The sequence below is a fragment of the Nocardioides sp. zg-1228 genome (assembly GCF_017086465.1).
Lineage (GTDB): Bacteria > Actinomycetota > Actinomycetes > Propionibacteriales > Nocardioidaceae > Nocardioides.
The window spans coordinates 1,755,769-1,768,078 of sequence record NZ_CP070961.1 but is presented as its reverse complement, the minus strand read 5'-3'; the positions used below and the strand labels follow the sequence as shown (position 1 = coordinate 1,768,078).

The window sequence follows — 12,310 nt, the reverse complement described above, 5'->3', positions numbered from 1 at the left end:
GGGGCATTCTCCCGTCGTCGTCTCCGCTCGCCGCGGACCAGGTGCTGCGGTGGACCCACGGCAGGCGAGGGGGTGGAAGTTACCGCTGGGGACGACGTTGGCCCGAGCAACCGAAACCTACCACCGGCGCCGCCCGCCGGGGCGCGCCGTGTCAGGCCGTGGGACCGGCGGGCCGCTCGCCGCGGGTGCCGTCCACCGGCTCCGGCGTCTCGGGCCCGGGGTCGTCGTGGCTGGCGTCCTCGTGGTCGGCGTCGTCCGGCTCTCGGGTGCGGACGGACTCCTCCCGCCCGGGGTGGCGTCTCGCCGACCACACGAACCACGCCGCGGCGAGCACGAACAGCACGATCGAGGTCCACACGTTGAGCCGGAGGCCGAGGACGTCGTCCATCTGGACGTCGTCGATGCGCATGTTCTCGATCCAGCCGCGGCCGAGCGTGTAGAGCATGACGTAGAGCGCCACGACGCGGCCGTGGCCGAGGCGGAAGCGTCGGTCGGCCCACACGAGCAGCGCGAACGCGGCGAGGTTCCACAGGCACTCGTAGAGGAAGGTGGGGTGGAAGGTCGCCTGGTCGAGGTACTGGCTCGGCCGGTGCGCGACGTCGATCTCGAGACCCCACGGCAGGTCGGTGGGCCGGCCGTAGAGCTCCTGGTTGAACCAGTTGCCCCAGCGCCCCACCGCCTGGGCGACGAGGACGCCGGGCGCCATCGCGTCGAGCAGCGGCAGCACCTTGATCCCCCGCAGCCGGGCACCGATCCACACGCCGACGGCACCCAGGGCGATCGCGCCCCACACCCCGAGCCCGCCACGCCACACGTACAGCGCGGTGATCGGGTTGCGGCCCTCGCCGAAGTAGAGCTCCCAGTCGGTCAGCACGTGGTAGAGCCGGCCACCGACCAGGCCAAACGGGACCGCCCAGATGGCGAGGTCGCTGACCTCGCCGGGGCGCCCGCCGCGGGCCACCCAGCGTCGCTCACCGATCCAGATCGCGAGCACGATGCCGAGGATGATGCTCAGCGCGTAGCCGCGGATCGGGACGGGACCGAGGTTCCACACGCCGTCGGCGGGACTCGGGATGGACATCAGGGTCACCAACGGCGATCCGACGAGGGTGGGCACGGTGAGCATGGGCAGCATCATCCCTCGTCGAGCAGCATGGTGACGTCACCGGCCAGCTGTGCCTGCGAGACGTCGTGGTCCCACATGACGGGCGCCTGGTCGTCGGCGTCGACGGCGTAGACGCGCGTGCCGTGGGTGACGTCGTAGCCGCCGCTCGGGAGCCTCTCGCCCTTCTCGATGCCCACGGCGAGGCTGCGGCCCACCTCGACGATGTCGTCGAGGTCGCCGGTGAGCCCGATGATGCTGGGGTCGAACGCGCTGACGTAGGCCTCGGTCGCCTGCTCGTCGTCGCGCTTCGGGTCGGTGGTCACGAAGACCACGTCGAGGCGCTCCTTCTGCTCGTCGTCGAGGCGGGCGAGGGTGCCCGCGAGGGTGAACATCACCTGCCCGCAGATGTCGGGGCACGCGCTGTAGCCGAAGAACACGAGGGTGAGGTCCTTGTCGGTGTCCTCGGCCAGGCTGAAGGGCTTGCCGTCGGTGTCGACGAGCGGGGTCGAGGAGACCTCGAACGGCGGGTCGAGCACCGTGCCGGTCAGCTCGGCCGGACCGGCCTCGGCGCCCCCGCACGCGGTGGTGAGGAGCAGGACGGGCAGGGCGAGCAGGGTCCTAGCGCGCACGTCGTACGCCCTCCGCGAGGTCGGCGGTCAACGTGCGCAGGGCCTCGAGCCCGGCAGCCGGGTCGTCCGGGTGGTCGAGCAGGCAGCGGACGAACGCGGAGCCCACGATGACACCGTCGGCGTAGCGCGCCACGTCGGCGGCCTGGTCGCCGTTGCTGACGCCGATGCCGACCGCGACGGGGACGTCGCCGGCGGCGCGGACCCGGGCCACGAGCGGTCCTGCGAGGTCGGAGGTCGCCGCGCGCGTCCCGGTGACGCCCATGACGGCGGCGGCGTAGACGAAGCCGCGGCTCGCGGCGGCGGTCATCGCGATGCGCTCGTCGGTCGAGCTGGGCGCCACGAGGAACACCTTGTCGAGGCCGTGCTCGTCGGCCGCGGCGACCCACCGCGGGCCGTGGTCGGGGGTGATGTCGGGGGTGATCAGGCCGGCACCGCCGGCGGCGGCCAGATCGGCGGCGAAGCGCTCCACGCCGTAGCGCTCGACCGGGTTCCAGTAGGTCATCACGAGGGTGGGCACGCCGGTCGCGGCGACCGCCTCGACGACCCGCATCACGTCGGAGGTGCGGACGCCGCCGTCGAGGGCCGCCTGGGCCGCCGCCTGGATCGTGGGGCCGTCCATGACGGGGTCGCTGTAGGGCAGGCCTATCTCGATCGCGTCGCAGCCGGCCTCGACCATGACCTGCATCGCCTCGATGGAGCCGTCGACGCTCGGATAGCCGGCGGGCAGGTAGCCGATCAGCGCGGCGCGCTGCTCGGCCCTCGCGCGCTCGAAGGCCGTGCTGGTCGACGTCACTGCTGCTCCTCCGCGTCGAGCTCGGCCCCCGCCTCGGCCTCGGCCTCGACCCGGTCGAGGTCGGCATCGGGGCCCAGATCGGCGTCGCCGAGACCGAACCACTCGATGGCCGTGCCCATGTCCTTGTCGCCGCGTCCGCTCAGGTTGATGATGACGGTCGCGTCGGGGCCCTTCTCCCGGCCGAGCCGCTTGGCCACCTCGAGCGCGCCCGCGATGGCGTGCGCCGACTCGATGGCGGGGATGATCCCCTCGGTGCGGCTCAGCAGCGCCATCGCGTCCATCGCCTCGGCGTCGGTGACCGGCGTGTACGACGCCCGCCCGGCCGCGGCCAGCCATGAGTGCTGCGGACCGACGCCGGGGTAGTCGAGCCCGGCCGAGATGGAGTGCGACTCGACCGTCTGGCCGTCCTCGTCCTGCAGGACGTAGGTGCGGGCCCCGTGGAGCACGCCCGCCTCGCCGGCGTGGATCGTCGCCGCGTGGCGACCGGTCTCGACGCCGTCACCGCCGGGCTCGAAGCCGTGGATCTCCACGCCCTCGTCCTCCAGGAACGCGGTGAACAGGCCGATGGCGTTGGAGCCGCCGCCGACGCAGGCCGCGACGGCGTCCGGCAGGACGCCGTACTGCTCGAGGCACTGGGCGCGGGCCTCGTCGCCGATGCCGCGGCAGAAGTCGCGGACCATGCTCGGGAACGGGTGCGGGCCGGCGGCGGTGCCGAACAGGTAGGCCGTGTGGTCGACGCTGGCGACCCAGTCGCGCAGCGCCTCGTTGATCGCGTCCTTGAGCGTCGCGCTGCCCGACTCGACCGGCACCACGGTGGCGCCAAGGAGCTGCATGCGGGCGACGTTGAGCGCCTGGCGTCGGGTGTCGACGGCGCCCATGTAGACGGTGCAGTCGAGGTCGAACCAGGCGGCCGCGGTCGCGCTGGCGACGCCGTGCTGCCCGGCGCCGGTCTCGGCGATCACGCGCGTCTTGCCCATCCGCCGCGTGAGCAGCGCCTGGCCGAGCACGTTGCGGATCTTGTGGGCGCCCGTGTGGTTGAGGTCCTCGCGCTTGAGCAGCACCCGCGCCCCGGCGAGCTCGGAGAGCCGCTCGGCGTGGTAGAGCCGGCTGGGCGTGCCGGCGTAGTCGCGCAGCACCCGCTCGAAGTCGGCGACGAAGGACGCGTCGGCCATGGCGTCCTGCCAGGCCTCGGTGAGCTCGTCCAGGGCGGCGACGAGGGCCTCGGGCATGAAGCGCCCGCCCCACGTCTCGCCGAAGTAGCCGCGCTCGTCGGCCTCGAACCTGCCGGGCCCGGGCGCGCGTCCACCTGCCTGCCCACTCGTCTGCACGCTCACGGTGTGCCCACTCCTGTCATCGTGCGTACGGCAGCCTCGGGGTCGCCGTCCTTGACCAGCGCCTCGCCGACCAGCACCACGTCCGCGCCCTCCGCGACGAAGCGCTGCACGTCGGCGAGACCGGTGATGCCGCTCTCGGCGACGCTGACGCGGTCGTCGGGGATCTGCGGGACGAGGCGGCCGAAGACGTCGGGGTCGACGTCGAGGGTCTTGAGGTTGCGGCTGTTGACGCCGATGAGCTCGGCGCCGAGGTCGACGGCGCGGGCCGTCTCGTCCTCGTCGTGCACCTCGACCAGCACGTGGAGGCCGAGCTCGGTGGCCTCGGCGTGGAGCCGGCGCAGGGCGTCGTCGTCGAGGGCGGCGACGATCAGCAGGGCCAGGTCGGCGCCGGCCGCCCGGGCCTCGACGAGCTGGTAGGACTCGACGATGAAGTCCTTGCGCAGGATCGGGGTGTCGACGGCCGCGCGCACGGCGCGGAGGTCGGCCAGGCTGCCGCCGAAGCGGCGCTCCTCGGTGAGCACCGAGATGGCCGCGGCCCCGCCCCGGGCGTAGGCACGGGCCAGCGACGCGGGGTCGGGGATGTCGGCGAGAGCGCCCTTGCTGGGACTGCGGCGCTTGACCTCGGCGATCACGCTCGACCCCGCTGCCCGGAAGTGGGGCATCGGGTCGCGCGGCGCGGGGGCGTCGGCGAGGCGGGCACGCAGCTCGCGGAGCGGGAGCGCGGCCTCGCGGCGTGCGAGGTCGTCGCGGGCCCCCGCGATGATCTCGTCGAGCACGGATGCGGTCGCTGGCATGCCGTCAGCCTCTCACCCGGGCCCAGCCGCGACCGGGCCGGTGCCCAGTGGACGGACCGGCCGGACGGCAGGGCTGCGGGGTCAGTGGTCGGAGGCGTTGAAGCCGAGCCTGGACAGCACGAGGAACAGCGGGAAGGCGACGAGCGCGACGGCCACGCCGATCCAGAAGAGCGTCATCTGGGCGGGCTGCTGCAGCAGCGCGATGCTGCCCAGGACGAATCCGAGCATCGCGACCCCCACGGCGATCCATGCAGCGGGAGTGTTGCCGTGGCCTGCAGCCATCGTGGGTGCTCCTTCGTCGACTCGTGCGGTTGCGGGAGGAAGTCTAGGCGGTGCCTCAGGCGGTGGGGTCGCGGCCCTCGTCGAGGGCCTTCCAGATGTCGATGTTGTCGGTCGGACGGCCCGTCGCGTCCGTGTCGCCGGACGTCGGCGCGCCGGTCGGTGCGTCGTACCGCGTGCCCATCTCGGGCCAGCTGCGCACCAGCCGCAGGGCGAGGACGGCCGACGCCAGGACGAGGAGCCCGGCGAGGCACGCCAGCCAGAACCAGCCGGTCAGCGCGGTGTCGTCGAGCGTCGCGCCCGTGCGGCGGCGTACCTGCTCGACGAGATGGTCGGGCAGCGTGAACGGCGCCCACACGACGGTGGCGGCGTAGCCGAGCGCAGCCAGCACCCCCAGCGCTGCGATGGCCCGGCGGAACCGACCGCGGGTGACCAGCAGGACGCCCCAGCAGGCAAGCACGACGAAGGCGAGCGCCGTGCCGAGCGGCGAGGAGGCGACCTCACCGGGGTCCATCGTCGCGACACCGGGCGTGGTCTCGGCACCCGTGCCGTCCACCCACGGCTTGCTCGCCACCCAGGCCGCCAGCGCGGCGGAGGCGACGCCGAGGAGGACGACGGGACCGAAGGTGCGACGCGCGGGCGCTCGCCGTTCGGGCCGCTCGGGCTGCTCTGGCTGCTCAGCCATCGACCCGGTGCACCAGGCCGGCGTCGAAGCAGGTGCGGTCTCCGGTGTGGCACGCGGCCCCGACCTGGTCGACCACGAAGAGGAGGGTGTCGCCGTCGCAGTCGAGGCGGACCTCCTTGACCCACTGCACGTGCCCGGAGGTGTCGCCCTTGACCCAGTACTCGCGTCGCGAGCGCGACCAGTAGGTCGCCCGGCCGGTGTCGATCGTGCGGGCGAGCGCCTCGTCGTCGGCCCAGGCGAGCATCAGCACCTCGCCGGTGCCCTGCTGCTGCACGACGACGGGGACCAGGCCCTCCGCCGTGTGGCGCAGTCGTGCGGAGATCGCCGGGTCGAGGCCGGTGTCGGGGGTGCTCACGGATCCATGGTCTCAGCCTCGCGGGCGGACCACGTCTGCGCACACCGCCGGGTCACCGGGCCGGGCGCCGGCAGGTCGCGGTCGTCCCAACGGGCGATGGCCTGGACGTCGCGCGTGGTGGACACGAGGAACGCCTCGCTCGCCGCCGCCCGGACCTCGGCCAGCCGCGCGTCGACCTCGCGCGCCCCGCACCACTCGATGACCAGCTCGCGGGTGATGCCGGCCAGGCAGCCGGCGGCGAGCGTCGGGGTGCGCAGCTCGCCGTCGAGGACGTAGAACACGTTGGACCCGGTGCCCTCGCACAGGTCGCCGGCGGTGTTGGCGAACACGGCCTCGGTGCCGCCGTGGCGCTGCGCGTGGGCCAGGGCGATCACGTTCTCTGCGTACGACGTGGTCTTGAGGCCGGCGGTCGCGCCGTTCTCGTTGCGCGTCCACGGCACGGTGACGACGGTCGTCTCGGGCGCGGCGTGCGGGATCGGGCTGTAGGCGACCACGAGCGTGGCCGGCCCCTCGCCGCGTCCCGACCCCATCGGCTGCGGCCCCGCCGTCCAGGTGATGCGCAGCCGGCCGAGGGGGTCGGCCTCCGCGCCGTCGAGCACCGCCGCCACCCCGCGGCGTACGTCGTCGAGGTCGGGCGCGGGCAGCCCGAGGCCGGCGGCGCTGCGCTCGAGCCGGGTGAGGTGCCGGGTCAGCGCGAACGGTGCGCCGTGCAGCGTCTTCACCGCCTCGAACACCCCGTCGCCGACGGTGAACCCGTGGTCGGTGACCGCGACGGCCCCCTGGATCGGGTCGGCCAGCAGGTCACCGTCGATCCACGCGCGCATGGCGTCACTCTAGGGCGCCGGAGCAGGTGTCCGGACACTCGGACCTGGGGGTCGGTTTTGTGGCCTCGTCGGGCATGGGCTACTGTTCCACTCGCACTCAGGGCCGGTGAAACGGCCACGGGATGCAGGCGGACATAGCTCAGTTGGTAGAGCGCAACCTTGCCAAGGTTGAGGTCGCGAGTTCGAGTCTCGTTGTCCGCTCGGAAGGTCTCCCCCGTTCATTTCGGAACCTCCACGGTGGGTTGGCCGAGAGGCGAGGCAACGGACTGCAAATCCGTCTACACGGGTTCAAATCCCGTACCCACCTCGCAGTCACAACTCAAGACCCGGGCGATTGGCGCAGCGGTAGCGCGCTTCCTTGACACGGAAGAGGTCACTGGTTCAAACCCAGTATCGCCCACCAGAGAACATGCAGGTCAGAGGCCGGTTTCCGTCAGGAAGCCGGCCTCTCGTGCAACATACGTGCAACAAGGCCGACGCTGACCGGGCGCACTTGCAGCACCAGATGCGGGTTGTTGGGCAGTTCAGCCGCAGCGCCGGTCCTACCGGCAACGGCGTTTCAATCCTCAGGATTGGCCGGCCGGGATCTTCCGGTTCCGGAGATCGCTGAGAACCGGGCGGAACGCCTCAGGCGCAGCAGCGATGTAAGAGTCGTGATCGGTGATGGTGGCCATTATGTTCCTTCTCCTTAGGCAGGCGCCCTGGCATCGGGTGAAGGTCGCAGCATGACCGAGCATCGAAGCTCGACGAGCGTTGCGGATAGTCACGCGACGTCATCGGCATCCCGACGAGGCCCTGTGGGTGGAGCATCCGACTTGGCACGGTGAGCGTGCCCGGTTGGGGGTGCCACGGGCAACGTTTTTTGGGACGCGAACGTCCAATCTGGCGCGATGACCGCGCGGGCCTGTCGAGACACGTATGCACTCGTTTCGACTTCGGAGACCGCCCGACCGCAGAACGCGTCAGTCTCGTCCTTCGCGAACGTCGATGCCTTCTTCGGCGAACGCCTTGAAGTCGAGCATGTGCTGCCTCGTTTGCTTGATGAAGCTGCGCCGCATGAGCGGCGCGATCAGTCGCATGGGGCCGGAGAACCGGTACTCGTTCGCGCTCACCCAGCCAGTGGTGCCGGGCGAGGACTCGGACAGGGTCTCCTGTGCGGCGCTCCACATTCCCTCGGCGACGATCTCGCGGTCGAAGTGGACGACCTTGTCGTCGGGGAAGTCGCGGAGGTCGGTCGGCTCACGACGCGTAATGGTCTCGGTGCACTCCATGGTGCCCTTGCCTTGCCCGAAGACCACCCGCGACTCGGTCCCCACATGACCGTCCACGCCGGTCAACGGCTCGTGCGACACGAGTCCCTTTAGCCACTTCGGTCGGTTGGCCGGGTCGGTGAGCAGCTCGACCACGTGTTGGCGTGGCAACGCGATCTCGATCGAGGTAGTGAACTTCATGCGAGCCACGACGACCTTTCGTTGTGAACCGTTGTCTGCAGGTTAGCGAGCGCTTCTACGTCTCAGCGATGTAGGAACCGGAACCGTTCCATGCCCGAGTGCTGCTGGTGACCACCGCCTCCAACATCGTCATGATCCTCAGCCCGACGGCGGTCAACGGCACCAGGCTCCGACGCCGAATGTCCGGATCTGTCGCGATGAGTGCGTCCCGCAGACGGATCCGTGTGCGGCTCAGGGCGCCCCACGTGCGCCGGCCGTGCCGGAAGTAGCGGGTCCGCCCCGCCCGGCACGCGGGCGAGCAGCACTGCGGGACGCGCCTGGGCTGGTGGGAGGTTGTCGAACGTCTCCCAGGCGACGAGGACCATTCGGCCGATCCGCTCGGCGCGCTCGAGGACGACCACGAACTGGGGTGCTCCCCAGTCGTTCACTACGAGAGTGACGTCGCGCAGGTCGAGGGCGGCGTCGATGAAGTCGGCCAGGATCCGCGCCTGTCCTCCTTGCGAGAGGGTCGGCGTCCGCGCGCATCGGCAGTCGGTGGGCGCCGAGCGGAACGGTTGGTAGGACGCTCGGACGCCGAGGAGCAGCGGGACGACCTTGCGCCACTGCAGGTGGTTCATCGGGAAGCCGTGGGTGAGCACGAGGACGGGACCGCCGCCGCCGGTGTCGACGTACTCGACGGGTCCGGCCGGCGTGTCGACCCGGTGTGTCGTGGTCCTTGGCAGTTCCTTGGATCTCTCTTCCTCTGGAATGGTCGTTCTAGCGGGATCGTTCTAGGTTCGACTCACCCGGACGCAGGGATGCGGATGCCCTCCCAGGCGAGCCGTCTGCCTCGCTCCGGGTCAGCCTCCAGGCGCGAAGGGTCGTCGAAGACCAGCGTGCTGCGAAGCTCCACCGTGTACTGCGGCCACGGCGCCGACGGCCTGCCGTCGCGCGCGAACGCCAGCCAGTGGTCCTGCACCTCGTCTTGCACGGCGAGGAAGCCGCGCCGTCCGCCCGGCAGCGTCAGCAGCCGCACGGGCCAGCTGGACACGCCACCGAACACCGCCAGCAGCTCGATGCCGTGGATCGCCCCCAGCCCCGTAGCCCGCAACAGCTGCGGAGCGAAGTCGAACCGGTAGCAGAACGTCGGCGCGACGCCGCTGTGCCCTTGGAGCACTTCAAGCATCGGCCGCCATAGCACGAAGTCGGTGCTGACCTGGAGTGCGACCGCCCGCTGAGGGTAGCCGGGATAGGCGGCAACGACCCGCTCGTAGTCCGCCCCGCACCGGCCCAGTGCGGCCCGCAGCACCGACGGGCTCGTCGGCACGGTCAGGTCGAACTGGAACAGCGTGCACTCATCCCGATTGCTGCCGATGATCAGTGGCACCCGGTGCCCGTCCCCGGCCGCCAGCGCGTCCAGCGGGTTGACCGGCAGAAACTCCCCGTCGACGACCGGCGAAACCGCATACGTGCCTGGGTTGGCGTGCAGGGCCCCCTGCAGCGCTTGGTGCCCGGCGTCGAGCAGGGCCTTGACCGGCGCGGTGGCCAGCGCCTGCCTAGCGGTCTCCCGGCCCACACCGAGACACCCGATGAACCGCCGGGCGAACCGCTGGGCCTCCACGTCACCGATGGCCGCCCAGTCGGCCGCGGTGCTCTGCGCGATCGCCCGGTGAAATAGCCCCTCGGCCGACGGGGTCACCATCAGCGTGAGCACCGCGTCGCCGCCCGACGATTCGCCGAAGACGGTGACATTGTCCGGGTCGCCGCCGAACGCGGCGATGTTGCGCCGCACCCACCGCAGGGCAGCCACTTGGTCGCGCAGCCCCAGGTTGGCGTCGAAGCCGAACTCGCTGAAGTCGAAGTACCCGAGCGCGCCGAGCCTGTAGTTGATCGACACCACGACCACGTCGCCGCGCGCCGCCAGCGACTCGCCGGTGTACCGCGCGCCGGTGTCGAAGACATAGCTGCCCCCGTGGATGTACACCAGCACCGGCCGGGGCCGCGATGACGGCTCCAGCGGCGCGGTCACGTTCAGCGTTAGGCAGTCCTCGCCGGTCGGCCGCAGTCCTACCATCGGGTTGCGCCGCTGCGCCGCAGCGCTGCCGAAGCGCGTGGCGTCGCGCACTCCCGTCCACGGCCGTACCGGCTGGGGAGCGCGAAGCCGCAGCTCCCCGACCGGCGCTGCGGCGTACGGGATGCCGCGCCATTGCCGCGCGCGCTTGCCGACCCGGCCGCGGACGATGCCGTCCGCCGTCTCGACGTCAGTCACGCCGGTACCCGGCCGCTCGCGACCTGGTGGGCGCGACCGACCGGACCAGCGCGTTCGGTCAGGTCTTGGCCGTTCTGCGGCAGAGTTTGTGCGCTGATGAGGGCGAGTGTCGCGTCGAGAAGCGCGCAGGTCAGGGCGGGGAGCTGATCTGGGGATTCGGACAGCAGGAACAGCCAGGCGAAGACGGGGCCGACCAGCAAGGCGTTGAGGGTCGCTAAGTCGGGACGCGTGGTGAGTTCGCCGCGTGCGGTCGCGCGGTCCAGGACCTCCGCAAGGGTCTGGCGCTGGGCTCCGAGGTACTTCGCGTCGAACCGGTCCTGCAGTGCGGGGTCGGCGTGAATATCGGCCAGCAGACCTGGAATCGTCCCCGGCGGCGGCGTGGCCATGCTGTCAGCGATTTCGGCGAGCACGGCGGCTAGGTCGGCGCGCAGCGATCCGCGATCAGGTGCAGCGGCCAGGAACCGATTCGGCATGAGAACGTCAAAGATCATTTCCTGCTTCGTGGCATGGCGCCGGTAGATCGCAGCCTTGCCCACGGCGGCTCGCGCCGCCACCTCGGTCACCGTGAGCCGCGTGTATCCCACCTCGGTCAGCAGCTCTCGAACGGCGCAGGCGACGGCCTCGTCGACGCGACTGTCTCGGGGGCGCCCCCCTTGGTTGCGGGCTTGCTTCTCAACGGACATGGATGCAGGATACGAAACTAGGAGTTCCGATACAACCAGTTCCATAAACGTTTGGCCTATTGCGTCCCAAAGGGGCCGTCCGCGGTAGTGGCATGGCTTCACGCCGACAGTGCTGGTCGCCACCGACGACCGGTGCGCGCTGGCGGCGACGCCATCGCCGGGCCCTACCCGACCGGGTGGGCCCACCGCTCGAGAGGAATGACCGATGCGAATCCCGAAAGCAGCCCACACCGCACAGCCCTGGCGGATCCACGAGTTCACTCACGACTTCAAGATCGAGGACGTGTGGTCCTTCCGCGCGCCCGGCGCTGGCCCCGACGACTTCTTGGTGATGCTCAATGCGCTCAGGACGGCATACGACAACCGCAAGGATCCTGCTCCGGTTCGTTTCCTGTTCGCGGTGCGCTGGAAGCTGGGTGCCCTGCTCGGCTGGGACGCCCCTCGGGCGGGCCTGGGTGGTCGGGTCGTCTCGCTGCGGGACCGCCTCCCACACGACCTCGCGCAGACCGCGACCCATGCCGCCCCCTGCACCGACCCGTTCACCGAGGTCTACCAGCTCGACAACGAAGCGGCCCGCGAACTGGCCAACAAAACCGTCCACGACATCATGCATCTGGGCTGGGTGCCATCCGGTGACGGCGCATACGAACTGCGCATGGCGGCCCTGGTCAAACCCAACGGACTGTTCGGACGGCTCTACATGGCCGCCATCGCTCCATTCCGTTACCTCATCGTCTACCCGGCACTGACTCGCCAATGGGAACGTGCCTGGCTTGACCTCGGCCGCCCACACCGACACGCCGTACAGACCGCAGGCAGAGAAGCCGGCAACGCGGATTCCTAGCACGAAGCGAGCGCACGACGCAGGCTATGTCGACGTGCCGTCGCCCCAATCCTGCAACAGCATCGGTCGGACTGCTGCACGGACAGGTGACAGGGTTGGGACACGCCCCGCGTGACGGTCCCGCACTGGTCACGCTCGCGTCAGAGCCACGCTCGGATCGCGGTTCGCGCTCGTGGGAGGGTGTGCTCATGACCGACGGAGCGGCGCAGGGCCCCGAGATCATGCTGGAGACGGATCGCCTGCTGGTCCGGCCGTGGCGGGTTTCCGAGGCCGCCGCTCAGCGTCA

General features: G+C 70.9%; 13 protein-coding genes and 3 tRNA genes. 4 read left to right on the top strand and 12 right to left on the bottom strand.

The window, feature by feature from the left end:
- Positions 1–151 precede the first annotated feature (151 nt).
- From lgt to JX575_RS08425, 9 genes are all read right to left on the bottom strand, one after another.
- Complete coding sequence (gene lgt / locus JX575_RS08465) at positions 152–1,126, bottom strand: prolipoprotein diacylglyceryl transferase (protein ID WP_186341997.1); 975 nt, start codon at positions 1,124–1,126, stop codon at positions 152–154.
- 8 nt (positions 1,127–1,134) lie between these two features.
- A complete protein-coding gene (locus tag JX575_RS08460) occupies positions 1,135–1,734 on the bottom strand; it encodes an SCO family protein (RefSeq protein ID WP_186341996.1) in 600 nt (199 codons plus the stop codon).
- The gene (gene trpA, locus JX575_RS08455) at positions 1,724–2,527 is read right to left on the bottom strand and encodes a tryptophan synthase subunit alpha (protein WP_186341995.1); all 804 of its coding nucleotides are present in this window, start codon (positions 2,525–2,527) and stop codon (positions 1,724–1,726) included. The genes JX575_RS08460 and trpA overlap by 11 nt, the downstream gene beginning before the upstream one ends.
- On the bottom strand, positions 2,524–3,855 hold the full coding sequence (gene trpB / locus JX575_RS08450; protein WP_277395322.1) for a tryptophan synthase subunit beta: 1,332 nt from the start codon (positions 3,853–3,855) through the stop codon (positions 2,524–2,526). Before trpB ends, trpA begins: the two co-directional genes overlap by 4 nt.
- Before the next feature lie 2 nt (positions 3,856–3,857).
- Positions 3,858–4,655, bottom strand: a complete 798-nt coding sequence (trpC, locus tag JX575_RS08445; RefSeq protein WP_186341994.1) for an indole-3-glycerol phosphate synthase TrpC — start codon at positions 4,653–4,655, stop codon at positions 3,858–3,860.
- Positions 4,656–4,736: 81 nt separating this feature from the next.
- Positions 4,737–4,937 carry an HGxxPAAW family protein gene (locus tag JX575_RS08440; RefSeq protein ID WP_186341993.1) on the bottom strand — a complete coding sequence of 67 codons (201 nt, stop codon included), beginning with the start codon at positions 4,935–4,937 and terminating at the stop codon, positions 4,737–4,739.
- Positions 4,938–4,992: 55 nt separating this feature from the next.
- Positions 4,993–5,619, bottom strand: coding sequence for a Trp biosynthesis-associated membrane protein (locus JX575_RS08435; RefSeq protein WP_186341992.1), 627 nt, complete (start codon positions 5,617–5,619; stop codon positions 4,993–4,995).
- Positions 5,612–5,974 carry a phosphoribosyl-AMP cyclohydrolase gene (gene hisI / locus JX575_RS08430; RefSeq protein ID WP_186341991.1) on the bottom strand — a complete coding sequence of 121 codons (363 nt, stop codon included), beginning with the start codon at positions 5,972–5,974 and terminating at the stop codon, positions 5,612–5,614. Before hisI ends, JX575_RS08435 begins: the two co-directional genes overlap by 8 nt.
- Entirely contained in the window at positions 5,971–6,798 is an 828-nt protein-coding gene (locus tag JX575_RS08425; RefSeq protein ID WP_186341990.1) for an aminotransferase class IV, read from the bottom strand. Before JX575_RS08425 ends, hisI begins: the two co-directional genes overlap by 4 nt.
- Positions 6,799–6,926: 128 nt before the next feature.
- On the opposite strand from JX575_RS08425, the gene JX575_RS08420 reads away from it, so the two are divergent.
- The 3 genes from JX575_RS08420 (at position 6,927) to JX575_RS08410 (ending at position 7,201) form a co-directional block, all read left to right on the top strand.
- Positions 6,927–6,999, top strand: a tRNA-Gly gene (locus JX575_RS08420).
- A gap of 35 nt (positions 7,000–7,034) precedes the next feature.
- Positions 7,035–7,105 (top strand) — tRNA-Cys (locus JX575_RS08415).
- 21 nt (positions 7,106–7,126) lie between these two features.
- Positions 7,127–7,201 (top strand) — tRNA-Val (locus tag JX575_RS08410).
- A 559-nt stretch (positions 7,202–7,760) separates the two neighbouring features.
- On the opposite strand, the gene JX575_RS08405 is transcribed toward JX575_RS08410, so the two are convergent.
- The 3 genes from JX575_RS08405 to JX575_RS08395 all read right to left on the bottom strand — a co-directional run bounded on the left by JX575_RS08405 (position 7,761) and on the right by JX575_RS08395 (position 11,180).
- Complete coding sequence (locus tag JX575_RS08405) at positions 7,761–8,249, bottom strand: SRPBCC family protein (protein WP_186341989.1); 489 nt, start codon at positions 8,247–8,249, stop codon at positions 7,761–7,763.
- 781 nt (positions 8,250–9,030) lie between these two features.
- Positions 9,031–10,497, bottom strand: a complete 1,467-nt coding sequence (locus JX575_RS08400; protein ID WP_186341988.1) for a carboxylesterase/lipase family protein — start codon at positions 10,495–10,497, stop codon at positions 9,031–9,033.
- Positions 10,494–11,180: a TetR-like C-terminal domain-containing protein gene (locus JX575_RS08395; RefSeq protein ID WP_186341987.1), complete on the bottom strand. Its 687-nt coding sequence runs from the start codon at positions 11,178–11,180 to the stop codon at positions 10,494–10,496. The genes JX575_RS08400 and JX575_RS08395 overlap by 4 nt, the downstream gene beginning before the upstream one ends.
- A 205-nt stretch (positions 11,181–11,385) precedes the next feature.
- Here JX575_RS08395 and JX575_RS08390 point away from each other — a divergent pair, with 205 nt between their 5' ends.
- Positions 11,386–12,024, top strand: a complete 639-nt coding sequence (locus JX575_RS08390) for a DUF2867 domain-containing protein (RefSeq protein ID WP_186341986.1) — start codon at positions 11,386–11,388, stop codon at positions 12,022–12,024.
- The last annotated feature ends 286 nt before the right edge of the window (positions 12,025–12,310 follow it).

Bases quoted from the DNA above. Each gene is read 5' to 3' on its own strand.
- lgt (WP_186341997.1), bottom strand. From the start codon at position 1,126: ATGCTCACCGTGCCCACCCTCGTCGGATCGCCGTTGGTGACCCTGATG.
- trpC (WP_186341994.1), bottom strand. From the start codon at position 4,655: ATGCCAGCGACCGCATCCGTGCTCGACGAGATCATCGCGGGGGCCCGC.
- JX575_RS08440 (WP_186341993.1), bottom strand. From the start codon at position 4,937: ATGGCTGCAGGCCACGGCAACACTCCCGCTGCATGGATCGCCGTGGGG.
- JX575_RS08435 (WP_186341992.1), bottom strand. From the start codon at position 5,619: ATGGCTGAGCAGCCAGAGCAGCCCGAGCGGCCCGAACGGCGAGCGCCC.
- JX575_RS08425 (WP_186341990.1), bottom strand. From the start codon at position 6,798: ATGCGCGCGTGGATCGACGGTGACCTGCTGGCCGACCCGATCCAGGGG.
- JX575_RS08405 (WP_186341989.1), bottom strand. From the start codon at position 8,249: ATGAAGTTCACTACCTCGATCGAGATCGCGTTGCCACGCCAACACGTG.
- JX575_RS08395 (WP_186341987.1), bottom strand. From the start codon at position 11,180: ATGTCCGTTGAGAAGCAAGCCCGCAACCAAGGGGGGCGCCCCCGAGAC.
- JX575_RS08390 (WP_186341986.1), top strand. From the start codon at position 11,386: ATGCGAATCCCGAAAGCAGCCCACACCGCACAGCCCTGGCGGATCCAC.